Origin of the sequence: Marinobacter bohaiensis (assembly GCF_003258515.1) — a bacterium.
Classification (GTDB): domain Bacteria; phylum Pseudomonadota; class Gammaproteobacteria; order Pseudomonadales; family Oleiphilaceae; genus Marinobacter_A; species Marinobacter_A bohaiensis.
The window spans coordinates 136,366-160,452 of sequence record NZ_QGEH01000002.1 but is presented as its reverse complement, the minus strand read 5'-3'; the positions used below and the strand labels follow the sequence as shown (position 1 = coordinate 160,452).

The window sequence follows — 24,087 nt, the reverse complement described above, 5'->3', positions numbered from 1 at the left end:
AGCGCTGGATAACTCACTACGCCAATACGCCCAATCGCAAGGAGCCGACATGATTCAGTCACCGCTTTTGACGAACCTAGACGGGTACATCGGAGGACAGTGGATCAGCACGTCGACGGGCCAGACCATCGACGTCTACAACCCCGCCACCGGCGAGGTCATCGCCCAGGTGGCCTCCATGGCCGAAGCGGACGTGCAGCGCGCCATCGACGAAGCCAAACAGGCGCTGCGGCTGACCGAGCCCTACGACCTGGATACCCGCCGGGGCTGGCTCGAAGGCATCCGCGATGCCCTGCTCAAGCACAAGGAGGAAGTCGGTCGCATCCTCTGCATGGAACACGGCAAACCCCTGAAGGAAGCCCAGGGGGAAGTGGAGTACGCGGCCGGTTTCTTCGATTACTGCGCCCGGAACATCGACACCCTCGATGCGCACACCATCGACGAGCAGCCCAAGAACTGCACCTGGACCATCCACTACCGGCCCATCGGTGTGGCGGCGCTGATCACCCCCTGGAACTTTCCCATCGGCATGATCGCCAAGAAGCTGTCCGCGTCGCTGGCGGCCGGCTGTCCGTCGATCATCAAGCCGGCCAGCGAGACGCCGCTGACCATGATCGCGATGTTCAGCCTGATCCATCAGGAACTGGACCTGCCCAAGGGCATGCTGGGCCTGGTGATGGGCAAATCCAGCATGATCGGCAAGCTGTTCTGCGAGTCGCCGGACGTGCCCATGATCAGCTTCACCGGTTCCACCGAAGTGGGCCGTACGCTGATGGCCGACAGCACCGGCTGGGTCAAGAAACTGGCCCTGGAGCTGGGCGGTAACGCGCCGTTTATCGTGTTCGACGACGCCGACCTGGACGCGGCGGCGGACAATTTGATCGCCAACAAATTCCGCGGCGGCGGCCAGACCTGCGTCTGCGCCAACCGCATCTTCGTGCACGAGAAGGTGGCCGACGCCTTTGGTGAAAAACTGGCGGAGCGGGTCAACCGTATGACTGTCGGCGACGGCATGAAGGACGGTGTGGACATCGGCCCGCTGATCAACAAGGCCGGCTTCGACAAGGTGCGCCGTCACGTGTCCGACGCGCTCGAAAAGGGCGGCCAACTGGTGGCCGGACCCCAGCCGGACAGCCTCAGCGGCAACGACCTGTTCTACCCGCCCACGGTGGTCAGCGGCATCACGCGGGATATGGCCTGCTCCCAGGAAGAGACCTTCGGTCCCCTCGTGCCCATGGCGCTGTTCAAGGGCGAGGACGAGGTGATTGAGGCCGGTAACGACACCGAGTTCGGCCTGGCCGCCTACGTCTTCACCAAAGACGAGGCCCGTGCCGCGCGCGTGATCGGCGGCCTGCGTTTCGGCCACGTCGGCTGGAACACCGGCACCGGCCCCACCCCGGAAGCGCCGTTCGGCGGCATGAAAGCCTCCGGCGTCGGCCGCGAGGGCGGTATCGAAGGCCTGTTCGAGTTTGTCGAGCCGCAGACGGTGCCGCGCGGAAACTGATCCCGGCGGCCCGCCTACCCGTTTTTTGACACCGTAAGTGCCTGACCCGTCTGGGTCAGGCGCCTCCCTCCCCTCGCCGGGCACTGTCCCGGCGTGATCCTGTGTGCCGGCTTGTTATAATCGGCGCTCTCATTTTCCTGAATCAGTGGTTCCCAATGGACGTCTCCCCGATTATCGATCCCCTCAACGATGCCCAGCGCGAGGCGGTCACCGCCCAGAACGACCATCTGCTGGTCCTGGCGGGCGCCGGCTCGGGCAAGACCCGGGTGCTGGTGCACCGCATGGCCTGGCTGATGCAGGTGGACCGGATTCCGGCGACGGGGCTGTTGGCGGTGACTTTCACCAACAAGGCCGCGCGCGAGATGCGCAACCGGATCGGCGAGATGATGAACCTGCCGGGCTACGGCATGTGGTTCGGGACCTTCCACAGCATCGCCCACCGCCTGCTGCGGGCTCACTGGCAGGACGCGGGCCTGCCCGAGAACTTCCAGGTGCTCGACAGCGACGACCAGCTGCGCCTGATCAAGCGCGTCATGCGTGAGCAGCAGGTCGACGAGAGCCGCTGGCCGCCCAAGCAGGTGCAGTGGTTCGTCAACGGCCAGAAGGACGAAGGGCTGCGTGCCGATCACATTCAGGAGAATCCGGGCGACCATTTCACCTCGGTGATGCTCAAGATCTACCGCCAGTACGAGAAGCAGTGCCAGCTCAGCGGCCTGGTGGATTTCGGCGAGTTGCTGCTGCGCTCCCACGAGCTGTGGCTGCACCGGCCGGAAGTGCTGGCTCACTACCAGCGCCGGTTCCAGCACATCCTGGTGGACGAGTTCCAGGACACCAACACCATTCAATACGCCTGGCTGCAGGTGCTGGCGGGTAACCGGGTGCCGCTGACCATCGTCGGCGACGACGACCAGTCCATCTACGGCTGGCGTGGTGCCAGGATCGAGAACATCCAGCGTTTCCAGCAGGACTGGCCCAACGCCCGCATGGTGCGTCTGGAGCAAAACTACCGCTCCACCCAGAACATCCTCAAGGCCGCCAACGCGGTGATCGCCAACAACCAGGGTCGGCTGGGCAAGGAGCTCTGGACCGACGGCGTCGAGGGCGAGCCGATCAGTCTCTACTCCGCCTTCAACGAGCAGGACGAGGCCAACTACATCGCCGATTCCATCAGCGCCTGGGTGGACGAGGGCAACCTGCGCAGCGAGGCGGCGATCCTGTACCGTTCCAACGCCCAGTCGCGGGTGCTGGAGGAAGCGCTGCTGCGCCAGGGCATTCCCTACCGGGTCTACGGTGGCCTGCGTTTCTACGACCGCCAGGAAATCCGCAACGCCCTGGGCTACCTGCGCCTGGTCCACTACCGCCACGACGACGCCGCCTTCGAGCGGGTGGTCAACACGCCGGCCCGGGGCATCGGCGCCAAGAGCCTGGCGGAGCTGCGCGAACTGGCCACCGGCCAGGGCATTTCCCTGTGGCAGGCGGCGGAACGACTGCTCGAAGCCGACGCCATGAAGGGCCGCGCCCGCACCGGCCTGCAGCAGTTCATCGCCATGATCGAGGCGCTGGCGGCGGACCAGGACGAACTGGACCTCAAGCAGCTCACCCAGCGTGCCATCCAGGACAGCGGCCTGCGCGATCACCACGCTAACGAAAAAGGCGAGAAGGCCCAGGCCCGGGTGGAAAACCTGGAAGAGCTGGTCAGCGCCATGGCCGACTTCGAGGTGGAAGACGGCATCGATCCGCTGTCGGAGTTCATCGCCCAGGCGGCGCTGGACGCGGGCGAGTCCCAGGCCGACGCCAACGAGGACAGCGTGCAACTGATGACCCTGCACTCGGCCAAGGGCCTGGAGTTCCCGCTGGTGTTCCTGGCCGGGGTCGAGGAAGGCCTGTTCCCCCACAGCATGTCCCTGGAAGAACCGGGGCGCATGGAGGAAGAGCGGCGTCTGGCCTACGTGGGCATCACCCGGGCCATGCAGCGGCTGGTCATGACCTACGCCGAATCCCGCCGCCTCTACGGTCAGGAGAAGTACCACGCGGTGTCGCGCTTCGTGCGGGAGATCCCGCCGGAGTTCATCCAGGAAGTGCGCCTGCGCAACACGGTGACGCGTCCGGCGCTGGTGCAGCGACCCAACGAGGGGCTGTTCGACGATTCCGCCGCGTCTCAGGCGGGGCTGCAGCTGGGCCAGCGGGTGCGGCATCCCAAGTTCGGCGAGGGCGTGGTGATGAACTGCGAAGGTTCCGGCCACCACACCCGCGTCCAGGTGAACTTCGACGACGGGGCGAAATGGCTGGTTCTGGCCTATGCTCCACTGGAGCGATTGTAGGAGCCCCGGTGTCGCGACACGGGATCAGCTGGTTCGAAAACTCATACTTTTGAATAAAGGCAGCCTGCGGGGTTATCTTACATCCTTACAGACTTGATATAACGACACATTGGGTCGTCCGTATCGGTTCAGCGCCGCCATTCCTGCGTGGCGGCGCGCAACAACAACGATAAAAGAAAGTAAGGAGAAAACATGAAGCGTCGCAATCTTTTGGCTGCTCTGGTCGCGGGTGTGCTGGGTATCGGGCTGGTGGGCTGTTCCCAGGAAGCGGAAAATGACTCCGCCGCGGCCAACGGCTCGTCCGACCAGGCGGCGGCCCCGGCCACCGAGAAGCAGACCTACAAGTGGAAGATGGTCACCACCTGGCCCAAGAATTTCCCGGGTCTGGGCACCGGTCCCGAACACTTTGCCGACCGGGTCCGCGCGATGACCGACGGTCAGATCGACATCACCGTCTACGGCGCGGGTGACCTGGTGCCGGCCCTCGAAGTCTTCTCCGCGGTTTCCCAGGGCACCGCCGAGTTGGGTCACGGCGCCGGTTACTACTGGAAAGGCAAGATTCCCGCCGGCCAGTTCTTCGCCACCGTTCCCTTTGGCCTGACCGCCCAGGAATACAACGGCTGGATGTTCCACGGCGGGGGCCTGGAGCTCTATCGCGAAGCCTACGAACCGTTCGGCGTGATTCCCTGGCCGGGCGGCAACACCGGCGTGCAGATGGGCGGCTGGTTCAACAAGGAAATCAACAGCGTCGAGGACCTGAACGGCCTCAAAATGCGGATTCCGGGCATTGGCGGCGACGTACTGGAAAAAGCCGGCGGCACGCCGGTGAACCTGCCGGGCGGCGAGATCTTCACCGCGCTGCAGACCGGCACCATCGACGCCACCGAGTGGGTCGGCCCCTACAACGACCTGGCGTTCGGCCTGCACCAGATCGCCGAGTACTACTACTATCCGGGCTGGCACGAGCCGGGTACCGCGCTGGAAACCATCGTCAACGCCGACGCCTACAACAAGCTGCCGGAGCACTTGCAGGCGATCATCGACGTGGCGGCGCGGGAAATGAACGCCGACATGCTGGCGGAATTCACCGCCCGCAACAACGAGGCCCTGCGGGAACTGGTGGAAGAGAAGGACGTGAAGCTGCGCCGCTTCCCGGACGACGTGCTCAACCGCCTGCGCAGCATTTCCGACGACGTGGTCAGGGATCTCGCCGAGCGGGACGAAATGGCCGGCAAGGCCTACGAGTCCTACAAGGCGTTCCGCGACAAGGTGGTGCCTTACACCGAGATCTCCGAACAGACCTATGTTGAGATCCGCGAACCGGACTCCGCCGACGAGGGCTGAAACCGGTCTCAATAAAAACCCCGGTCTGGAGACAGGCCGGGGTTTTTTGTTCTGTGGGCACGGGGCAGCCCGTTGACGCCGGGCCAGCAATGGCCGCCGGCGTGTCCCGGATCAGAACGGAAACTGGCCGGGTTCGGTGTCCACGGTGATCCAGCGCAGTTCGGTGAACTGGTCGATGCCGGCCTGGCCGCCGAAGCGCCCGTAGCCGGAGTCGCCGAGGCCGCCGAAGGGCATCTGGGCTTCGTCATGCACCGTTGGGCCGTTGACGTGACAGATGCCGGAGCGGATGCGCTTGGCGACTTTCAGACCGCGGGACAGATCCCGGGTGAAGACGGAGGCGCTCAGGCCGTAGCGGCTGTCGTTGGCAATGGCGACGGCGTCTTCTTCATCCCGGGCACGGATCATGGCCACCACGGGGCCGAAGCTTTCGTCCCGGTAAATGTTCATGTCGGCGGTGACGCCATCCAGCACCGTGGCGGGCATCAGCAGGGAGTCGGCCTTGCCGCCGGTCAGGGTCTGGGCGCCCTTGGCCTGAGCGTCGTCGATCAGGGCGTTGATCTTGTCCACGGTGTTGCGATCGATGACGGCGCCCAGCGGTGCGTTGCCCTCCCGGGGATCGCCGGTTTTCAGCCTGCGCACCTTGTCCGTGAATTTGGCGGCGAAGGCATCGGCCACCTCATCGACAACGATCAGGCGTTCGGTGGACATGCAGATCTGCCCCTGATTCATGAAGGCACCGAAGGCGGCGGCGTTGACCGCTTCATCCAGGTCAGCGTCAGCCAGCACCACGAAGGGCGCCTTGCCGCCCAGTTCCAGCAGGCAGGGTTTGAGATGCTCGGCGGCCCGTTTGGCGATGATGCGGCCGACCTCGGTGGAGCCGGTGAAGTTGATGCGCTTGACCGCCGGGTGGTCGATCAGCGCGCCCACCACGTCGGCGGCGTCTTCCGGCGCGTTGGTCACCAGCCCGACCGTGCCGTCGGGGAAACCCGCCTCGCCAAGCGCTTCGGTGATCAGGCTGTGGGTACGGGGACACTGTTCGGAGGCTTTGAGGACGACACCGTTGCCGCAGGCCAGGGCGGTGGCGATGGCGCGCACGCCCAGGATGATGGGCGCGTTCCACGGCGCGATGCCGAGAATGACGCCAACCGGGTCGCGCTGGCTCATGGATAGGCAGCCGGGCTTGTCGGACGGAATCACCTCGCCGTTGATGCGGGTCGTCAGGGACGCCGCCTCGCGCAGCATGGAGGCCGCCAGGTTCAGGTTGAACAGCGCCCAGCCCTCGGTGGCGCCGGTCTCGTCCATCATCGCGCGGACAAAATCGTCGCGGCGGGATTCCAGCGCCGTGGCGGCACTCGACAGTACAGCCCGGCGGGCGTTGGGGCCGACCTGTGACCAGGCTTCGAAGCCGGACTGGGCCCGCTCGGCGATGGCGACAGCGTCGGCCGCTTTCATGGCGGCGGCTTCACTGGCCACCTCACCGGTCACCGGATTGACGCGTTGGAAAGTCATGGCGGTCTCGCTTTGTCTGTTCTCGGGTGACTGATCGGTCGATCAGCGTGTAAAGCCCCACCATGACAAAGGCCGCGACCGCAACGCCAGTGGGCCACTTGCTCAATGGCAAGCGCCCGGTGCACGAGCGCCGGACAGATCGGTTCAGTCCCGCTGCGGCACTTCCCGGATGCGGCCGTGTTCGTCGATGGCCACGAACACGATCAGCGACTCGGTCACCTTGCGCATGCGTTCCCGGTCACGGTCGCGGGTCCAGACTTCCACGTGGATCTTCATGGAGCTGCGGCCGATGTCCACCAGGTCGGTGTAGACCGCCACCTGGGAGCCCACCCGCAGCGGCGAGAGGAATTCCATGCGCTCGATGGCCACGGTGGCGTTGCGGCCCTTGGAGATGCGGCCGGCGGTCGTGGCGGCGGCCACGTCCATCTGTCTCACCAGCCAGCCGGCGTAGATGTCGCCGTTGGCGTTGGTGTCGGAAGGGTAGGGCACCACTTGCAGTGCAAGCTGGCCCCGGGGGTTCGGTTTGTCGTCATCCGTCAGGTTCATGAATCGTTTCGCCCGGTTTTCAGAGTTTTCATTATTCAGCGTGTCGTGTGCGAGGCGCGGGTCCGGCCCCTACGGCCAAAATCAGCCGTAGAGGTAATCGGGCAGGCCCGTGGCCAGTACCGGCCAGATCGACAGCAGGATCAGCATGATCAGCTGAATGATAATGAAAGGAATCACGCCACGATAGATCTGCGAGGTGGCAATTTCCGGCGGCGCCACGCCACGCAGGTAGAACAGCGAGAATCCGAAGGGCGGCGTCAGGAACGAGGTCTGCAGGTTCAGGGCGATCATGATGCCCAGCCAGACCGGATCCAGGCCCATGTTGAGCAGCACCGGCGCCACGATCGGCACCACCACGAAGGTGATCTCGATGAAGTCGAGGATGAAGCCGAGCAGGAAGATCACCAGCATGACCACGATCATCGCGCCTACCACGCCACCGGGCATGTCCGCAAAGATGCCGTGGATCAACTCGTCGCCGCCGTAGCCGCGGAACACCAGCGAGAAGATCGCCGCACCCACCAGGATCAGGAACACCATGCAGGTGACCCGAGTGGTCTGCTGGCAGACTTCGCGCAGCACGCCGATGCCCAACTGACGCCGCAGGCCGGCCAGCAGCGTGGCGCCCAGAGCCCCGACGCCGGCGGCCTCGGTGGGGGTGGCGACACCGGCGAGGATAGAGCCGAGCACAGCTACAATCAGGATCAGCGGCGGTGTGAGGTCATGCCACAGGTTCAACTTCCGGCCGTTTTCGCCGTTGATATCGTCATCATGGGGCGGCGCGGCGGACGGCTTGAAGTAGGCGACCAGCACGATATAGACGATATAGAGCAGCACCAGCACCAGGCCCGGGATCAGCGCACCGACGAACAGGTCGCCCACCGAGACGGTGTCCGGGCTGAAGATGCCCTGCATGCGCTGGGCCCGCTGGTAGGCGCTGGACATCACGTCCCCCAGCAGGACCAGGGCAATCGACGGCGGGATGATCTGGCCCAGGGTGCCGGTGGCGCAGATGGTGCCGGTTGCCAGGGAAGGGCTGTAGCCGCGCTTGAGCATGGTGGGCAGTGAGATCAGCCCCATGGTCACCACCGTGGCGCCGACGATGCCGGTGCTGGCGGCCAGCAGCATACCGACGATGGCCACCGAGATGCCCAGGCCGCCGCGCATGCGTTTGAACAGTTCGGCCATGCTTTCGAGCAGGTTCTCGGCGATCTTGGACTGCTGCAGCATGCAGCCCATGAACACGAACAGCGGCACCGCGATCAGGGTCTCGTTGGTCATCAGGCCGAACAGGCGGTTGGGCGTGGCGCCCAGGAAGCTCATGTCGAACACGCCGAACGCCGCACCGCCTAGGGCGAACGCCAGTGCGGTGCCGGCCAGGGAAAAGGCCACCGGGAAACCGGCCATCAGCACGATACAGACCGCCGCAAACATCACCAGCGGCAGGAATTCGATGAATACACTCACAGCGTGTCCTCCGCAGGGCCGTTCTCCTTGGAAATGGCCCCGGCGAGGACCGCAATGTTACGCAGGGATTCGGCGACGCCCTGGATGATCATCAGCACGCACATCGCCGGAATCAGGCTCTTGAGCAGGAATATCGCGGGGATGCCGCTGGTCTCCGGCGAGCGTTCCAGGATCGCCCAGGAGCGGGCCACATAGTCCCAGCTGCTGACCAGAATGAAGATCACCACCGGCATCAGCAGGAGCAGGGTCCCGAGCAGGTCGACTACCGCCTTGCCCTTGCCGGACAGGCGCTGGTAGAGGATGTCCACCCGCACGTGATCGTTGTGCTTGAGCGTGTAAGCGCTGGCCAGCAGGAATACGATGGCGTGCAGATACATCACGCTTTCCTGCATGAAGATGGAGGAGCTGTTGAACAGGTAACGCATGACAACCACGGTGAACGTCAGTAACACCATGCCGATGTTGAGCCAGGCGAGGGTACGGCCGGTCACCTCGGTGAAACCGTCGAGGTAGCCGGTAAGGCGGACGAGAAGCGCGTTCTGATTCATGATGTTTTTATTGGTTTGTCGAGTTATTCCTCCATGTTAAGGGCCTCGGCGGCGGGTGCAACAAAAACAGGGGGCATAACCGACGAAAGGCTAATAATTGAGGAGATCAATTTCTTTTCGGCCTCTGAAAACAGGGGAAAGGGGCCGGATTTCACGGGATGTTGCAAAAAACATTACATCGGCTACGTGTGTCATCTAAGTGTCATAAAGACCCCTTAGGCTTCACACATCGGCTGACCACTGCCGGTTTCGAAGACGGGTCCGAATGCCGTGTCCGACTTCCGGAGATCAGCGGAACCCGTGAATAAATCGCATTATGGAGGCTCAACGTGAATAAACTGAAAACAGCTGTCGCCAGCGTTGCAGTAGCCGGCGCCATGGCCACCATCTCAACCCCGACTCTGGCCCGTGACACCATCAACATCGTCGGTTCCTCGACCGTTTACCCGTTCGCTACCGTGGTCGCCGAGCGTTTCGGTCGTAACACGGATTTCCCGACACCGAAGCTGGAGTCAACCGGTTCCGGTGGTGGTCTGAAGCTGTTCTGCGCCGGCGTGGGTACCCAGCATCCTGATATCACCAACGCGTCCCGCCGCATGAAGTCGAGCGAATTCGAGCGTTGTCAGAGCAACGGCGTTAAAGAAATCACCGAAGTGAAGATCGGCAGCGACGGCATCGTTCTGGCCAGCGCCAAGGGCGCCCCGAACCTGGACATCAGCCTGGAGCAGCTGTACCTGGCCCTGGCCAAGCAGGTTCCCAACCCGAACGGCGACGGCCTGGTGGCCAACCCGTACAAAAACTGGAGCGACGTTGACTCCAGCCTGCCGAACGAAGCGATCCGCGTGATGGGGCCGCCGCCGACTTCCGGTACTCGCGACGCCTTCAACGAACTGGCCATGGAAGCCGGTTGTGAAGAGATCGACATGATCGCCGACATGGAAGAAAGCAAGCGCGAAGAAGTCTGCATGACCTTCCGTGAAGACGGCGCCTTCATCGAAGCGGGCGAGAACGATAACCTGATCGTCCAGAAGCTGACCGCCGACAAGAGCTCTTTCGGTATCTTCGGCTACAGCTTCCTGGAAGAGAACTCCGGCACCCTGCAGGCCGCCACCATCAACGGTGAAGAGCCGACTCAGGAAGCCATCTCCAGCGATGAATACCCGCTGGCCCGTTCACTGTGGTTCTACGTGAAGAAAGCCCACGTGGGTGTCATTCCGGGCATGAGCGAATACGTCAAGGAATTCACCAGCGAAGGCACCTGGGGCCCGAACGGCTACCTGGCTGACGTTGGCCTGATCCCGCTGGCGCGTGACGCTCGCATGGCTGCGGCCAAGAACGCCCAGAGCCTGACGCCGATGACGGGCGACGAGCTGTAAGCAGCACGCCAGGCGTGTGAAACTGCAAAGTGCGGGGCCGCAGGGCTCCGCACTTTTCGCGTATTCAAGGACGAAGAAAGCCATTAAATGCACTTGTGACGTTGTTCTGGCGAAGCGATACACTGTCGCGCCAGAAGGGAGCCGCTGAAACGGTACTGCCGTGGGCGGGCTGTTCCAGGGACTTCTTGCAACGCTGAAAGAGAGACATCAATGCAACCGGGCAACCTGTTTCCGCTGATTGTGGTGATGGTTGCGATTGCCTTCGGGCTGGGCTATGCCCGCTCGCGAGCGGTCGCGATGCCATTGGGTGGTATCCGTCACCTCAAATCCCTGCCTTTTTACTACGCCGCCCGCGCCGCCTTCTGGTGTGGCATTCCGGCGCTGTTGATCTTTGCCCTGTGGCTCGGCTTTGAACACAAGGTGATCCAGTTTCTGGTGGTCGGTTCGCTGCCGGCGGACCTGCAACCGGATTCCCCGGGGCGCGCCAGCCTGATCCTGTCGCAGATCAGTAACGTCGCGTCCGGCGCGCTGCCGGCGGATTTCGTGCCGGGCCCCATTGCTGAGGCGGCGGGCCGGCTGACCACGCTGCGCGAAGACAGCAAACTGATGATGACCCTGCTGGTGGTGTGTGTGGCGGTGCTGGGCGCCTTCGTCGCCTGGCTGCGGATCGCGCCGCACATCAACGCCCGGGAAAAGGTCGAGTCCATCCTGCGCAAGATCTTCTTCTGCTGCGCGGGTCTGGCGATCCTGACCACGGTGGGCATCATCTTCTCGGTCATCATCGAGACGATCCACTTCTTCCAGCGGATCTCCTTCGTCGAGTTCTTCTTCGGGACTACCTGGAGCCCGCAAACGGCCATCCGCGCCGATCAGGTGGCGGCGGAAGGTGCCTTCGGGATGATCCCGCTGTTCGTGGGTACGCTGCTGATTTCCCTCATCGCCATGGTTGTGGCCGTGCCGGTGGGTTTAATGTCGGCGATCTATCTGTCCGAGTACGCCACCAAGCGGGTGCGCGGCATCGTCAAACCGATGCTGGAAATGCTCGCCGGTGTGCCGACGGTGGTCTACGGCTTCTTCGCCGCTCTGACCGTGGCGCCCTTCATTGCCGACGCGGCGGCCTGGCTGGGGCTGGAAGCCTCGACCGAGAGCGCGCTGGCGGCCGGGCTGGTCATGGGCATCATGATCATCCCGTTCGTCTCCTCCCTGTCCGACGACGTGATCAACGCCGTGCCCCAGACCCTGCGTGACGGCTCGCTTGCCCTGGGGGCCACCCAGGCCGAGACCATGACCAAGGTGATCTTCCCGGCGGCCCTGCCGGGCATCATGGGCGGCATCCTGCTGGCGGTGTCCCGCGCCATCGGCGAGACCATGATCGTGGTCATGGCCGCGGGCCTGGCGGCGAACCTGACCGTCAACCCGCTGGACGCCGTGACCACCGTGACCGTGCAGATCGTCACCCTGCTGACCGGTGACCAGGAATTCGACAGTGCCAAGACGCTGTCCGCCTTTGCCCTGGGCATGATGCTGTTCATCGTTACGCTGCTGCTGAACGTCGTCGCCCTGAAAGTGGTTCGCAAATATCGGGAACAGTATGAATAAGCCAGAGAATCAGGCGGAACTCGTCCGTCAGTCGCTCAAGCGTCGCTATCGCAAGGAACGCCGTTTCCGGATGTACGGCATCACCGCGATTGCCATTGCGATCGCCGCCCTGGTGATCCTGTTTGCCGACATTATCGGCAAGGGCTACACCGGGTTCATCAAGACCACCATCACCCTGGAGGTTACCTACGATCCCCAGTCGATGTATCTGGAAGACGCCACCGATACCGACGCCCTGGCCATGGCGGACTTCACCGCACCGCTGATCGAAGCGCTGCATGACGCGTTGCCGCAGACCGGGGAAGACGACAACCGCGCGCTCAAGGGGCTGCTCAACAGCTACGCCTCCAACAAGCTGCGCGACGCGATCAAGGCCGATCCGGACCTGCTGGGTACCACCCAGACCATGACGTTCCTGGTGAACGACGACGTCAGCGTCTACGTCAAGCACGCCGACGACGACCGCTATTCCATCAAGCTCAGCGAGGAGCAGCAGGGCTGGGTCGACGAGCTGGAACAGCGCGGCATCATCGAGAACGGCTTCAACGACGTCTTCTTCTCCAGCGGTGATAGCCGCGAGCCGGCCAACGCCGGTGTGTTGGGGGCCATGGTCGGCTCGCTGCTCACCATGGTGGTGACCCTGGCCCTGTCGTTCCCGATCGGGGTGGCGGCGGCCATCTACCTGGAGGAGTTCGCGCCCCAGAACAAGCTGACCGATTTCATTGAGGTCAACATCAACAACCTGGCGGCGGTACCGTCCATCATCTTCGGTCTGCTGGGCCTGGCGGTGTTCATCAACCTGTTCGGCCTGCCGCGCTCGGTGCCGCTGGTGGGCGGCCTGGTGCTGACCCTGATGACGCTGCCGACGATCATCATTTCCAGTCGCGCCGCCATCAAGAGCGTACCGCCGTCGATCCGCGAGGCGGCCGAGGGTATTGGCGCGTCCAAAATGCAGGTGGTGCTGCACCATGTGCTGCCGCTGGCCATGCCCGGCATGCTGACCGGTTCCATCATCGGCATGGCCCAGGCGCTGGGTGAAACCGCCCCGCTGCTGCTGATCGGCATGGTCGCCTTTATCGTCGACGTACCCGGCGGCTTTACCGATTCCGCCACCGTCCTGCCGGTCCAGATCTTCCTCTGGGCGGGCAGCCCCGAACTGGCATTTATTGAACGGGCGTCCGCTGCCATTATGGTCCTGCTGACCTTCCTCATTGGCATGAACGCCCTGGCCATCTGGCTGCGCCGTCGCCTCGAGCGCCGGTGGTAACAGGAGATTGAAAGTATGAATACGATGAATTCGACAATCGCCCAGGACCAGGACGTCCCGGTAGAGGAAGCGGTGGAGAAGAAAGAAACCACCGTCACCGACAGCGAGCTGGAAGGCAAGACGGTAGGCAAGCCCTTCGCCGATGAACCCAAGTTCTCCCTGCGCAACGTGGAAGTGTTCTATGGCAGCAACCGCGCCATCAAGGACATCAGCCTGGACATCGCCAAGAACGAGGTGATTTCCTTCATTGGGCCGTCCGGCTGCGGTAAATCCACGTTCCTGCGCTGCCTGAACCGGATGAACGACAGCATCGACATCTGCAGCGTGAAGGGGCAGCTGTCGCTGGACGGCAACGACATCTACGATCCCAAGCGGGACGTGGTGGAACTGCGCGCCCGGGTCGGGATGGTGTTCCAGAAGCCCAACCCGTTCCCCAAGTCGATCTACGACAACGTCGCCTACGGCCCGCGCATCCACGGCCTGGCCAACCGCAAGTCGGAGCTGGACGAGATCGTCGAGAACAGCCTGCGCGGAGCCGGCCTGTGGAACGAGGTCAAGGATCGCCTGGACACCCCGGGCACCGGCCTGTCCGGCGGTCAGCAGCAGCGTCTGTGCATCGCCCGCGCCATCGCCGTGAGCCCGGAGGTGGTGCTGATGGACGAGCCCTGTTCGGCGCTGGACCCGATCGCCACCGCGCGCATCGAGGAACTGATTTCCGAGCTGTCCGAGAGCTACACCATTGTCATCGTCACCCACTCCATGCAACAGGCGGCGCGGGTGTCCGACCGGACGGCCTACTTCCACCTGGGGCACCTGGTGGAAGTGAACGAAACCAACAAGGTGTTCACGGCGCCCGAGCATGAACTGACCGAGTCCTACATCACTGGTCGCTTCGGTTAATCCGACGGACTGCGGAGAACGAGATGAGTAACAAACAGGAAGACGTATACGGCGATCACATTTCCCACCAGTTCAATGAAGACCTGTCCGGTCTCAAGGAAGATTTCCTGCGCATGGGCGGCATGGTCGAGCAGCAGGTGGTGGACGCCATCGAATCGCTGATCGACGGCGACGGCCACCGTGCGGATGAGATCCGTACCCGCGACAAGCAGGTGGACAAGCTGGAGCTGGAGATCGACGAGGAAGCCACCCGCATCATCGCCCGGCGTCAGCCGGCGGCGCGGGACCTGCGCCTGGTGCTGTCGGTGATCAAGATGGTGGCGGACCTGGAGCGCATCGGCGACGAGGCCAAGAAAATCGCCAAGCTGGCCCTGCGCCTGTCGGAAGAAGGCCAGGCCCCGCGCGGCTACGTGGAAGTGCGCCACATCGGCAACCACGTCGGCCAGATGCTGCGGGACGCGCTGGACGCGTTTGCCCGGCTGGACTCCGAGCAGGCCCTGCGCATCATGAAGGAAGACAAGCGGGTGGACGAGGAATACCAGGCCGCGACCCGATCGCTGATCACCTTCATGATGGAAGACCCGCGCAATATTTCCCGCTGCATGTCGGTCATGTGGGTGTTCCGGGCGCTGGAGCGCATCGGCGACCACGCCTGCAACGTGGCCGAGCACGTGATCTTCATGGCCAAGGGCGAGGACGTGCGCCACACCCCGATGGAAGAAGCGGAAAAGGTGGTCGGCAACTGACGCCGACGTCCGGCGAGGCGGGTGGAGGCCCGCTTCGCGCCGTTTCCTGCCCCTTTCTCTCCAAACCGTCATCTGGTGGGCCCGCCATTCCCTTGCCGGGCGGGCGGTGCCATGGCATAACGGGGCCCATCGAAACAGGAGAGAATCAAGTATGCGTGTATCCCCCCGAATTGACCTGTTCGCTCCGCTGTATCGGCTGACGGCGCTGCGGTCACTGACCCTGCTGGCGCTGGTGATGGCCGGCGGCCTGGCCGAGGCGGAAACCCGTGCGGAATCCGTGGTGCGGGTGTCGCCGCTGGGCGAAATCATCGAACAGTATCCGGCGATGATGAGCGAAGGCATCCGCGAGGGTCTCAAGCAGACCGGCCAGGTGGACCCGATGGTCGCCAACACAGTGGGCGGTATCGTCAGCAACGCCTTCAGCAGTGCGGCCATTCGCCGCCAGGTGGTGGAGGATCTCGACGCTGGCCTCGGCGACGGTCAGCTGCAGGCGGTGCAGGACTGGTACGAGACGCCGTTGGGCCAGCGTATGGCGCAGGCGGAAGTGTCCGCGTCCAGCCCGTCGGCCTGGAAAACGATCCAGGCGCAGGGCTCATCCCTGGTCGATCGCTACAAAGGCAGCCAGCGCGCGGACATGTTCTCCCGCTTTGACCGGGTCACCCGTGCCACCGAAAGCACGGTGGACACGGCCGTGGCGGTGCAGCTGGGGCTGGCCTCGGCCATGAGCGCCTTCAGTGGTGGGCAGGGGCCGACCTATGACCAGATGAAGCAGCAGATCGAGGATCAGCGTTTCATGCTCAAAGGCGCGGTGGAACAGCAGGTCTACGCGGCCTATCTGTACACCTACCAGGATTTCAGTGCCGACGAGATCGACACCTATCTGGATTTCATGGGCTCGGATGCCGGCAGCGCCTTCAACCGGGTGGTCACCGACAGCATCCAGAAGGCGATCCTTGAGCCGGTGGAAAACGTCGGCGGCCAACTGGTGCGGCTGCTCAATCCGGGCCGCTCCGGCTCCTGATCCCGTCCATCCCGGTCCGGCCCGCTATCAAGGGGCCGGGCAATCAATCACCGGGCAATCCCTGCCGGTCTCGTCGTCCCCGACCTCCGCAGCGGCCGCCTCGAAACGTTCGGGGTTCAGTGTCGCTGCGCAGTGGCGTGCCTGCTGCGCCGCCTGCGGGCAATCCAGTTGCTCCAGAGCCTCGCCGTAATTGTTCCAGCCGGCACTGAGGCGCGGGAAATCCCGGGTCAGCGATGCATAGCGCCCGGCGGCCTGCGGCCAGTCTCCTTCCGCAAACGCGATGTTGCCCAGTCCCAACTGCGCCGCCGGCTGGTCCGGCCAGGTGGCCAGCGCCGTGGCGTAGGCGGTTCGGGCCGCGTCAGTCTGGTGCGTGGTTTCCAGATCGTTGGCGGCGCGCAGGAAGGGCAGGGGCTCGGCGGTGGCCGGCAGCTGTGACGGCGGCAGCATCACCCGGGCCCAGTTGTCGGTGCGATCCCAGGTGGCCATGAACGCCGCCAGGGGCTGGTGGTAGTTGCGCTCGGTGCCGCTGTGCAGAATCAGTTCCTGGGCGGCCTCGTCGTAACCGATCACCACCGCGAAGTGCCATTGTGGCCACCAGCCGAAGCGCAGGTTCTGCATCACCAGCACGGGATTGCCGTGGTTCACTTCCTGGATAACAGCGTCCAGCGTTGGCGCCAGCGGATACACCAGCAGGCCGTACTGGCGGGCGGCGGCCACCATTTCCACCTGCAGTGAGCCGTGGCGTTCCGGCAGGTAGACCTTGTCCACCAGCGCATCCGGTGTCTCGCTCACGCCCTGACTGCCGAGCATCATGGCCAGGGCAGCCGGGCCACACTGGTACTGTTCCTGGGGATAGAAGGGAACGTGGGTCAGCAGCGTCCGGTCGGTGTTCGTCGGGGTGTCTGGCCAGGGTGGCGTGCTGGCGCAGCCGCCGAGGGCCAGCGCCAGCATGAGGGTCAGGGCCGACCGCAAGCGGCCGGCTCCGTATGGACGACGATCGCCCATGGATCAGCGGATGCAGTTCACGAACGGGAAGATGTCCGTCGCGCACAGCATGTCGGTGACAATGAAGATCACCAGGAACAGCACGATAATGCCCACCACGCCTTCGCCGGTCGGTGCATCGGCCAGTTGCTGCTTGAAAGAGGCCAGCTCGGACGGTGTCAGGCTCTGGATGCGGTCGCGGACTTCATCCTGGCTCACACCCATGTCCACCAGCGTCTGTTTGACGTCATCCCGTTCCAGCATCTGCATGAGGGCCTGACGGTCGATGTCCGCCTGCTGCTGGTTGAGCAGCTCGCCGGTACCCACCACGCTGGCTGACGCCGGGGCGGCGAACAGTGTGAAACACAACATCATCAACGACATGAACCCCGCGATGGGGCGACTGCATTGCCGGATTGTGTCCATCTGCAAACTCCTGATTGCACTTGTTGGGTTTGTTTGTTGCGTGACGCAGTGTTCAAAAGTGTAATGATTCTGTGTGCGGGTGCGAGGGGATCCGGTTAAAGGTCTGTAAGGTGCGTCGATGTATCGCCATAGCGAAGGCATTCTGTTGCCGTGTGTCGCTCCTGGCACCATGATCTGGCGCGCCGCACCGATACGGCGCACAGCAGGTGCCCGGAAGCGGCTCTGGCGCGGTCTGCTCGCTCGCTCCGGTCATGGCCCCGTTCTTGCTGAAGGCCCCGGGTTTGTTCTTTCGAAGGCCCGAGTCCATGTTGTATCTGCTTCGTAATCTGTCCATGCGCAGCAAGCTGTTGCTGCTGATCCTGCCCGCCCTGCTGGGGGTTCTGTATTTCGCCGTGACCACGATTGGTGACCGTTACGACAACCTGGCGGGCACCCGGCACTTGCTGGACCGCTTCCAGCAGGTCCGGTTGGCGGATCCGCTGGTGGAGTCGCTGCAGAAAGAACGCGGACTCAGCGCCTTGTTTATCGCCACCCAGGGCAGCGATGGCCGGGTGGTGGACCGGCTCGACAGTCAGCAGGCCCGCACCGATGAGCACCTGGTGACGTTCCGCGACGGAATCGGCGACGATGGCCTTGCCAAGCTCTCAGGGTCGTTGGACCAGCTGGCCACCCTGCGCCAGCAGGTGCGTGGCGGGGAGATGACGGTGGATTCGGTCTTCCAGGCTTACACCGAAACCCTGAGCCGGCTGATCGACCGCCTGCCGGTGATCCTGCGGGATGCGAACGACGCTGTGCTGGCCCGGCAGATGGGCGCCTACCTGGCCCTGACCCGGGCCTCGGAATGGGCCGGACGCGGTGTACTCGCCGGCGCGTCGATCATCCAGCAAGGCAACGCCGGACTGGCGGCGGTGTCGACGGTCGCCGCCGATCACGCCCGTCAGCGTACGCTGATGGCCCTGGCCGGCGATTTCCTGGCCGATGCCGAGCGGCAGGCTCTGCTGGCCATCGATCAGACCGATGCGGTGCAGGCCTACGACGCCATGCGCGGCCAACTGATTGGCTCCGAATTCGGCTTTATCGGCATGACCAATTTCGACTGGTTCGAGACCGGCAGTCAGGCGGTGGATCCGCTCTATGCCTTCAAACAGACGCTGGTCAGCGACATGATGGTGCAGGCCACGGCGTCGATGGAAGTGGCCGAGGCGCAACTCTATCGGGCTGCGGCCGTGGGCGGCTTGGTAATCCTGGGCGTGGCCTTGCTGACGGTCCTGATCATTCGTGGCGTCAGCGGTCAGGTGTCGCGCCTGCTGGGGGACTTCCACCAGATCATGGAGCAGCGCAACCTGGGCCTGCGCACGAGTATCTGCACGCGGGATGAAATGGGGCGCATTGGTCAGGCGCTCAACGGCCTGATGGACACCTTCGCCGGCGCCCTGACACAGATCGACCGGGCCAGTGTGCAGTTGGCCGCCGCGTCCGAGCAGACCCGTACCACCGCCGGCCAGAACACCGACCAGGTCAACAGTCAGCAGGCCCTGGTGGAACAGGTGGCGACCGCGGCGGAGGAGATGTCGAGCACCGCTGAGGACATTTCCCGCAATACCCAGGACGTGGCCGGTGCCGCCCGGGACGCCAGTGCCAAGAACCAAGCCGGCCAGCAGGTGGTGCGCGACAGCGTGGCGCGGATCCGCGAGCTGGCGGGGTCGATCGAACAGGTCAGCGAACACATGCGCCAGCTGCAGACCAACAGCGAATCCATCACCCGGGTGGTGGACGTGATCAAGGGCGTGGCTGACCAGACCAACCTGCTGGCGCTGAACGCCGCCATCGAAGCGGCCCGGGCCGGTCAACATGGGCGCGGTTTCGCCGTGGTGGCCGAAGAAGTGCGCACCCTGGCCCAGCAGACCCACACCTCCACCGTCGAGATCGAAGGCATGATCGCCGGCTTCCGGGACGTGGCCAACGCCGTCGATGCGTCCGTGCAGGACAGTCACCAGTTGGCCAACGCCAGCGCCGACCAGGCCGAGGCGCTGGAGGGGACCTTCGCCGACATTCGCGGTGACGTGGACCGGATTTCCGGCATGGCGACCCAGATCGCCGCTGCGGCCGAGCAGCAGGTGTCGGTGACCCGGGACATCTCCGGCAACCTGGCGTCGGTGCGGGAAACCTCGCGGCTGACCCTGACCGGTTCGCAGGAGATATCCCAGGTGACGGCCGATCAGGCGGAACTGGCGCAGGAGCTCCAGACCCTCGCCCAGGGTTTCCGTCTGCAGGCCTGACGCCGGCGTTGAATTCGGGCGCAAGGAGCGGAGTGTTTGCGCCTCGTTCGGGGGGTAGTTTTGGCGTAGCATTGAGACAGCGAAGGAGACCTGCGCCATGACTGCCCCCAACATCCGCTCCACCCCATCCGGCGATGCCCGGCCGCTGGTTGATGATCCGCGCTGGCAGGCGCTGCTGGCGCGGGATCCTGAGGCGGATGGTGCGTTCGTGTACGCCGTGCGCACCACCGGCGTCTATTGTCGGCCAACCTGCCCGTCGCGTCCGGCCCGGCGCGAGAACGTCAGCTTCCACAGCGACCCGGCCGCCGCCGAGGCCGCCGGCTTCCGGCCCTGCAAGCGCTGTCGCCCCGAGCAGGCCGCCCCCGACCGGGAACGGGCCGGTAAAGTGGCGGCGCTGTGCCGTTACATTGAAGGGGCCGACGGTGTGCCCACCCTGGACGAGCTGGCGCGCCATGTCGGCTGGAGCCCGTATCACCTGCAACGCACCTTCAAGGCCGCGACCGGCATCACGCCGCGTAACTACGCCGCCGCTCATCGCGCCGGGCGGTTGCAGGACGCGCTGGGCCAGGGCGCCAGCGTCACCGACGCCGTCTACGCCGCCGGCTACGGTTCCAGCGGCCGTTTCTACGCCGAGTCCGACGCCGTGCTGGGCATGACCCCGGGCCGCTACCGCCGTGGCGGCGAAGGGGTCGAGATTCACTACGGCGTGGCGCCCTGTTCGCTGGGTCACGTGCTGGTGGCCCAGAGTGACCGCGGCGTCTGCGCCATCCTGCTGGGCGACGATCCGGACGCGCTGGCGCAGGACCTCGCGCAGCGTTTCGACGCGGCGGATCTGAGACCCGCCGAGGCCGGCTTTCAGGCCGTCATCGACCAGGTGGTGGCGTTCGTGGAGCAGCCGCGGACTGGCCTCGACCTGCCGCTGGACATTCGGGGTACGGCCTTCCAGCGCCGCGTCTGGGAGGTGCTGCGCCAGATCCCGGCGGGCCAGACCTTGAGCTACACCGACGTGGCCCGTCGCATCGGCGCGCCACGCTCGTTCCGGGCGGTGGCCCAGGCCTGTGCCGCCAACGCCATCGCCTGCGCCATCCCCTGTCACCGCGTGGTGCGCAGCGACGGCGGGCTGTCCGGCTATCGCTGGGGGCTGGAGCGCAAACGCACGCTGCTGCAGCGGGAGGCCGCGGCCCAGGCTGGAGACAACGATGCCGACTGACGTGCCCGCGTTAAGTGTCGACCTGCCCCTGCCGGCGGATTTCCGGGCGGAGGACATCCTGGCCTTTCATCGCCGCGACGCTGAAGAGGTGGCGGAACGGGTGGACGGGGCGCGTATCGCCAAGGGGCAGATATGGGATGGCCAGCCGGCGCTGTTGGCTTTGGCGTTCGATGACGGCCGGATGCGGGCGGCATTGCACGTGGACGGCGCGCCCCGACCCGATAGCCGCGACCGGTTGACCGCGCAGGTCCGGCGCATGGTCGGCCTCGATCAGCCGGTGGCCGAGTTTGCCGCCGCGCTGGCCGATCACCCGGCGCTGGGGCCCCTGATTGCGCGCCAGCCCGGACTGCGCGTGCCCCAGACCGCCACCCCGTTCGAGGCTCTGGCCTGGGCGGTGACCGGCCAGCAGATCAGCGTCTAGGCGGCGGTGTCCGTGCGCCGGCGCTTTATCCGCGCGCTCGGCCTACGCCACAGCAGCGGCCTGTGGTGCCCGCCGGGCCCGGAGCAGGTGGCGGGCGCGGCGCCGGAAGCCCTGCGGGGCGCCGGGCTGTCGCGCACCAAGGCCCGCACCCTGCAGACGGTCAGCGAACAGATCCTGGGCGGCGAGCTGCCCCTGGACCAATGGCTGTCCGACACGCCGGCGGACACCATCCAGGAACGGCTCAACGCGGTGCGTGGCATCGGGCCCTGGACCGTCAGCTACGCTCTGCTGCGCGGCTACGGCTGGCTGGACGGCTCCCTCGACGGCGACGTGGCCGTACGGCGCAACCTCCAGACCCTGCTGGGCCGGGAGGACAAACCCACGCAGCAGGAAACCCGCGACTGGCTGGCGGACTTTTCCCCCTGGCGCGCGCTGGTGGCGGCCCACCTCTGGGCCATGCAGTCGGCGGCCGGCTACTGACTGGCCGGTGTTCGCGCTGTGTCACAGAACTGTCACAGGATTGACCTAACCTCCGTAACATTCCGTTTTCCCGAATGATCTGGTTCCGTTCATGCCTCTATCGCCGCTTGTCTACCGTGTGCTGGTGGCGCTGGTCGTGCTCGCCGCCACCGGCCTGGCTCTGCTGTTGGGGCAGGTGCGCGTGGCGAATGCGACGCTGGGCCCCTACGACCACTACCGCTGTGACACCGGCGCCGCACAGGGCGGGCGGGATTTCCGCATCCTGACCACCACCAACTACCTGGCGCCGGCGCTGGCGGATCACCTGTGCCAGTCGGGCTGGCTGGCCGACCGCTTCGGCGGTGTGGACATTTCCTGGCAACCCCGCGCCTTACTGGACACCCGCGACCTGGCGGACCAGCGTTACGACCTGCTGTGGAATCGGCACCGGGTGCTGCGGGGGCTGCTGGCCAACGTCGACCAGTACTACGAGCGCCTGTTGCAGACGCCCACCTATTCCGTTTACTGGCTGAGCCGGACGGACAAGCCGCGGCTCACGGCGGACTACTTCGCGGACAAGCGGGTGGGTCTGATTCAGGACAGCCAGAGTCAGTCGTCTTTCCAGCAGCCCATGGGACAGTTGCGCCAGGCGGGTATCGAACTGGCGCCGGAGCAGCTGCATTTCTTCGCCGACCGGCGCAGTCTTTATCAGGCCTTCAACACCGGCGACGTGGATATCATCAGCGGCCTGAAATGGGTCGGTGAGCAGGCCGTGCCGCCGGAACGCCGCCTGGTGATTGCCGAGGGCCTGTCCACCGGCGCCTGGTTCGCCAGCCGCCGCGTCCTCGAGCCGGGCGCGCGCTGTGATCTGCTGGCGGCGCTGGCGGTGATGGCCCCGATCTATCGCCGTATCCATCCCGGTTTCCGCGTCCAGGACCCGGAGTGCGTTCTGTGAGTGCGCGTCCGTGGTGGACCGGTCTCGCCGCGCTGGTGTTGGCCGGGGGGCTGGCGCTGCTGATGGTGGTCGTGGCGCGGCAGTCGGCGCTGGCCAGCCTGGAGGGGCAACTGCAGGCGTCGCTGCCAGGCGCGGTGGATCAGGCTCTGGTCAACGGCGATGACCGTGACAGCCTCTACGGCACCATCGCCGGCCAGTTGCAGGCGGACCTGGACAGGCTGGATGTCCAGGGCGGGCTGCGGCCGGCTATCCAGAGCTGCCGGACGACGGTGAGTGCCCTGGGCCCCGCTACGCGGGAGACTACGGTGGGTGCGGATATCGACATTCGCTGGCGGCATGAGGACACGACGCTGCATGCGGCCTTTACAGTGAACTGTCAGCCCGCGTGGTGGGCGGCCCTGGGGCAGGGCGGCGTGCTTGCGGTGCTGGCGCTTGCCCTGATACGGCTATTGCCGACACCGCTGACCGGGTCTCAGCAGGCCTGGTATCAAACGCTGCGCGGCGAGGGCGTGTCGGCCTCCCGGGCGCGACGCTGGGTGGCGCCGCTTGCGAGCTGCGAGACTGATCCGTCGGCGTTGCTGGAACGGCTGCGCGAGCGCATTGAGTGGCCCTTCCCCGAGCAGTTGGCACTGGCCTTGATGCTGCACCGGGAGGGCTTGGACGAACGTCGCCAGGCCTGGTTCCTGTGGGCGTTGACCCATCACGCCGGGGATGCCGAAGCGGCCTTGGCCGTGGCCCGCCGGGACGACCATCTTGCGTTTGATCTGGAACGGGCCGAAGTGCGGGTGCGCGGCAGTGCCGTGGCGCTGCCGCGAACGCCTTTGTTCTATTACCTCTGGTACGCGCGTCAGCGCTGCGAGGGTGGCTCTGATGGCGACGGATGGTACGCCAACCCGCCGTCGAACCGGCCCGACCGGGCGGCCGGGCGCTGGCTGGCGGACTTCATGGCCGCCCATGACGGCCACGCCAAGGCGATCAACGACCTGCGCGAGAACGGCCTGCGCTCCAAGACCCTCGACCAGAACCGCAATCGCATCAAGGACGAGCTGATCCAGCGATTCGGCGAGTCGCTGGCGGCGCCCTACCTGTTCGAGAGTGAGCGTGTGTCCACCCGTGCCCAGTCCCGCTACCGGCTGGCCCTGCCGGCCTCAGCCATCGAGCCGGCGCTGCGGCACCTGGAAGAAATCGTCACCTGATCCTCTCAC

Annotated in this window: 21 protein-coding genes; 15 read left to right on the top strand and 6 right to left on the bottom strand. The window is 65.0% G+C overall.

Annotated features, from left to right (window positions below):
• Positions 1 to 49 precede the first annotated feature (49 nt).
• The 3 genes from DKK67_RS13475 (at position 50) to DKK67_RS13465 (ending at position 5,169) form a co-directional block, all read left to right on the top strand.
• A complete protein-coding gene (locus DKK67_RS13475) occupies positions 50 to 1,504 on the top strand; it encodes an NAD-dependent succinate-semialdehyde dehydrogenase (RefSeq protein WP_111497018.1) in 1,455 nt (484 codons plus the stop codon).
• 155 nt (positions 1,505 to 1,659) lie between these two features.
• Entirely contained in the window at positions 1,660 to 3,825 is a 2,166-nt protein-coding gene (gene uvrD, locus DKK67_RS13470; protein ID WP_111497017.1) for a DNA helicase II, read from the top strand.
• Positions 3,826 to 4,017: 192 nt separating this feature from the next.
• Positions 4,018 to 5,169 (top strand): TRAP transporter substrate-binding protein, encoded by a 1,152-nt coding sequence (locus tag DKK67_RS13465; protein ID WP_111497016.1) that lies wholly within the window; start codon positions 4,018 to 4,020, stop codon positions 5,167 to 5,169.
• Positions 5,170 to 5,280: 111 nt separating this feature from the next.
• Here DKK67_RS13465 and DKK67_RS13460 read toward each other — a convergent pair whose 3' ends face one another.
• The 4 genes from DKK67_RS13460 to DKK67_RS13445 all read right to left on the bottom strand — a co-directional run bounded on the left by DKK67_RS13460 (position 5,281) and on the right by DKK67_RS13445 (position 9,239).
• Entirely contained in the window at positions 5,281 to 6,678 is a 1,398-nt protein-coding gene (locus DKK67_RS13460; protein ID WP_111497015.1) for an aldehyde dehydrogenase, read from the bottom strand.
• Between the two features lie 144 nt (positions 6,679 to 6,822).
• Positions 6,823 to 7,224, bottom strand: a complete 402-nt coding sequence (locus DKK67_RS13455; protein WP_111497014.1) for an acyl-CoA thioesterase — start codon at positions 7,222 to 7,224, stop codon at positions 6,823 to 6,825.
• 81 nt (positions 7,225 to 7,305) lie between these two features.
• Complete coding sequence (locus tag DKK67_RS13450) at positions 7,306 to 8,658, bottom strand: TRAP transporter large permease (RefSeq protein ID WP_111497261.1); 1,353 nt, start codon at positions 8,656 to 8,658, stop codon at positions 7,306 to 7,308.
• A gap of 29 nt (positions 8,659 to 8,687) precedes the next feature.
• The gene (locus tag DKK67_RS13445; RefSeq protein WP_111497013.1) at positions 8,688 to 9,239 is read right to left on the bottom strand and encodes a TRAP transporter small permease subunit; all 552 of its coding nucleotides are present in this window, start codon (positions 9,237 to 9,239) and stop codon (positions 8,688 to 8,690) included.
• Positions 9,240 to 9,568: 329 nt separating this feature from the next.
• On the opposite strand from DKK67_RS13445, the gene DKK67_RS13440 reads away from it, so the two are divergent.
• The 6 genes from DKK67_RS13440 (at position 9,569) to DKK67_RS13415 (ending at position 16,148) form a co-directional block, all read left to right on the top strand.
• Complete coding sequence (locus tag DKK67_RS13440) at positions 9,569 to 10,615, top strand: substrate-binding domain-containing protein (protein ID WP_111497012.1); 1,047 nt, start codon at positions 9,569 to 9,571, stop codon at positions 10,613 to 10,615.
• 210 nt (positions 10,616 to 10,825) lie between these two features.
• Complete coding sequence (pstC, locus tag DKK67_RS13435; protein WP_111497011.1) at positions 10,826 to 12,214, top strand: phosphate ABC transporter permease subunit PstC; 1,389 nt, start codon at positions 10,826 to 10,828, stop codon at positions 12,212 to 12,214.
• Entirely contained in the window at positions 12,207 to 13,481 is a 1,275-nt protein-coding gene (gene pstA, locus DKK67_RS13430; RefSeq protein ID WP_111497010.1) for a phosphate ABC transporter permease PstA, read from the top strand. Before pstC ends, pstA begins: the two co-directional genes overlap by 8 nt.
• A 15-nt stretch (positions 13,482 to 13,496) precedes the next feature.
• The gene (gene pstB, locus DKK67_RS13425; RefSeq protein WP_111497009.1) at positions 13,497 to 14,381 is read left to right on the top strand and encodes a phosphate ABC transporter ATP-binding protein PstB; all 885 of its coding nucleotides are present in this window, start codon (positions 13,497 to 13,499) and stop codon (positions 14,379 to 14,381) included.
• A 23-nt stretch (positions 14,382 to 14,404) separates the two neighbouring features.
• Positions 14,405 to 15,127 carry a phosphate signaling complex protein PhoU gene (phoU, locus tag DKK67_RS13420; protein WP_111497008.1) on the top strand — a complete coding sequence of 241 codons (723 nt, stop codon included), beginning with the start codon at positions 14,405 to 14,407 and terminating at the stop codon, positions 15,125 to 15,127.
• 151 nt (positions 15,128 to 15,278) lie between these two features.
• The gene (locus DKK67_RS13415) at positions 15,279 to 16,148 is read left to right on the top strand and encodes a DUF2059 domain-containing protein (protein WP_111497007.1); all 870 of its coding nucleotides are present in this window, start codon (positions 15,279 to 15,281) and stop codon (positions 16,146 to 16,148) included.
• 27 nt (positions 16,149 to 16,175) lie between these two features.
• Here the strand turns inward: DKK67_RS13415 and DKK67_RS13410 are convergent, their stop codons facing one another.
• The gene (locus tag DKK67_RS13410; RefSeq protein ID WP_228160633.1) at positions 16,176 to 17,120 is read right to left on the bottom strand and encodes a PA2778 family cysteine peptidase; all 945 of its coding nucleotides are present in this window, start codon (positions 17,118 to 17,120) and stop codon (positions 16,176 to 16,178) included.
• Positions 17,121 to 17,156: 36 nt separating this feature from the next.
• Positions 17,157 to 17,558: a PA2779 family protein gene (locus DKK67_RS13405; RefSeq protein WP_111497006.1), complete on the bottom strand. Its 402-nt coding sequence runs from the start codon at positions 17,556 to 17,558 to the stop codon at positions 17,157 to 17,159.
• A gap of 305 nt (positions 17,559 to 17,863) precedes the next feature.
• Between DKK67_RS13405 and DKK67_RS13400 the strand changes: the two genes are divergently transcribed.
• From DKK67_RS13400 to DKK67_RS13380, 6 genes are all read left to right on the top strand, one after another.
• Positions 17,864 to 19,837 carry a methyl-accepting chemotaxis protein gene (locus DKK67_RS13400; RefSeq protein WP_162628837.1) on the top strand — a complete coding sequence of 658 codons (1,974 nt, stop codon included), beginning with the start codon at positions 17,864 to 17,866 and terminating at the stop codon, positions 19,835 to 19,837.
• Positions 19,838 to 19,934: 97 nt separating this feature from the next.
• A complete protein-coding gene (ada, locus tag DKK67_RS13395; protein WP_111497004.1) occupies positions 19,935 to 21,047 on the top strand; it encodes a bifunctional DNA-binding transcriptional regulator/O6-methylguanine-DNA methyltransferase Ada in 1,113 nt (370 codons plus the stop codon).
• A complete protein-coding gene (locus tag DKK67_RS21750; protein WP_204355827.1) occupies positions 21,037 to 21,468 on the top strand; it encodes an AlkA N-terminal domain-containing protein in 432 nt (143 codons plus the stop codon). Before ada ends, DKK67_RS21750 begins: the two co-directional genes overlap by 11 nt.
• A 12-nt stretch (positions 21,469 to 21,480) precedes the next feature.
• A complete protein-coding gene (locus DKK67_RS21745; RefSeq protein ID WP_204355826.1) occupies positions 21,481 to 21,948 on the top strand; it encodes a DNA-3-methyladenine glycosylase family protein in 468 nt (155 codons plus the stop codon).
• Positions 21,949 to 22,039: 91 nt separating this feature from the next.
• Positions 22,040 to 22,882, top strand: a complete 843-nt coding sequence (locus tag DKK67_RS13385) for a hypothetical protein (protein WP_111497003.1) — start codon at positions 22,040 to 22,042, stop codon at positions 22,880 to 22,882.
• Positions 22,879 to 24,078 (top strand): hypothetical protein, encoded by a 1,200-nt coding sequence (locus tag DKK67_RS13380; RefSeq protein WP_111497002.1) that lies wholly within the window; start codon positions 22,879 to 22,881, stop codon positions 24,076 to 24,078. Before DKK67_RS13385 ends, DKK67_RS13380 begins: the two co-directional genes overlap by 4 nt.
• Positions 24,079 to 24,087: the final 9 nt, after the last annotated feature.

Excerpts from the sequence above, each read along its gene's own strand:
- DKK67_RS13475 (WP_111497018.1), top strand. The coding sequence starts at position 50 with ATGATTCAGTCACCGCTTTTGACGAACCTAGACGGGTACATCGGAGGA.
- uvrD (WP_111497017.1), top strand. The coding sequence starts at position 1,660 with ATGGACGTCTCCCCGATTATCGATCCCCTCAACGATGCCCAGCGCGAG.
- DKK67_RS13465 (WP_111497016.1), top strand. The coding sequence starts at position 4,018 with ATGAAGCGTCGCAATCTTTTGGCTGCTCTGGTCGCGGGTGTGCTGGGT.
- DKK67_RS13460 (WP_111497015.1), bottom strand. The coding sequence starts at position 6,678 with ATGACTTTCCAACGCGTCAATCCGGTGACCGGTGAGGTGGCCAGTGAA.
- DKK67_RS13455 (WP_111497014.1), bottom strand. The coding sequence starts at position 7,224 with ATGAACCTGACGGATGACGACAAACCGAACCCCCGGGGCCAGCTTGCA.
- DKK67_RS13450 (WP_111497261.1), bottom strand. The coding sequence starts at position 8,658 with ATGTTTGCGGCGGTCTGTATCGTGCTGATGGCCGGTTTCCCGGTGGCC.
- DKK67_RS13445 (WP_111497013.1), bottom strand. The coding sequence starts at position 9,239 with ATGAATCAGAACGCGCTTCTCGTCCGCCTTACCGGCTACCTCGACGGT.
- pstC (WP_111497011.1), top strand. The coding sequence starts at position 10,826 with ATGCAACCGGGCAACCTGTTTCCGCTGATTGTGGTGATGGTTGCGATT.
- pstA (WP_111497010.1), top strand. The coding sequence starts at position 12,207 with ATGAATAAGCCAGAGAATCAGGCGGAACTCGTCCGTCAGTCGCTCAAG.
- pstB (WP_111497009.1), top strand. The coding sequence starts at position 13,497 with ATGAATACGATGAATTCGACAATCGCCCAGGACCAGGACGTCCCGGTA.
- phoU (WP_111497008.1), top strand. The coding sequence starts at position 14,405 with ATGAGTAACAAACAGGAAGACGTATACGGCGATCACATTTCCCACCAG.
- DKK67_RS13415 (WP_111497007.1), top strand. The coding sequence starts at position 15,279 with ATGCGTGTATCCCCCCGAATTGACCTGTTCGCTCCGCTGTATCGGCTG.
- DKK67_RS13405 (WP_111497006.1), bottom strand. The coding sequence starts at position 17,558 with ATGGACACAATCCGGCAATGCAGTCGCCCCATCGCGGGGTTCATGTCG.
- DKK67_RS13400 (WP_162628837.1), top strand. The coding sequence starts at position 17,864 with ATGTTGTATCTGCTTCGTAATCTGTCCATGCGCAGCAAGCTGTTGCTG.
- ada (WP_111497004.1), top strand. The coding sequence starts at position 19,935 with ATGACTGCCCCCAACATCCGCTCCACCCCATCCGGCGATGCCCGGCCG.
- DKK67_RS21750 (WP_204355827.1), top strand. The coding sequence starts at position 21,037 with ATGCCGACTGACGTGCCCGCGTTAAGTGTCGACCTGCCCCTGCCGGCG.
- DKK67_RS13385 (WP_111497003.1), top strand. The coding sequence starts at position 22,040 with ATGCCTCTATCGCCGCTTGTCTACCGTGTGCTGGTGGCGCTGGTCGTG.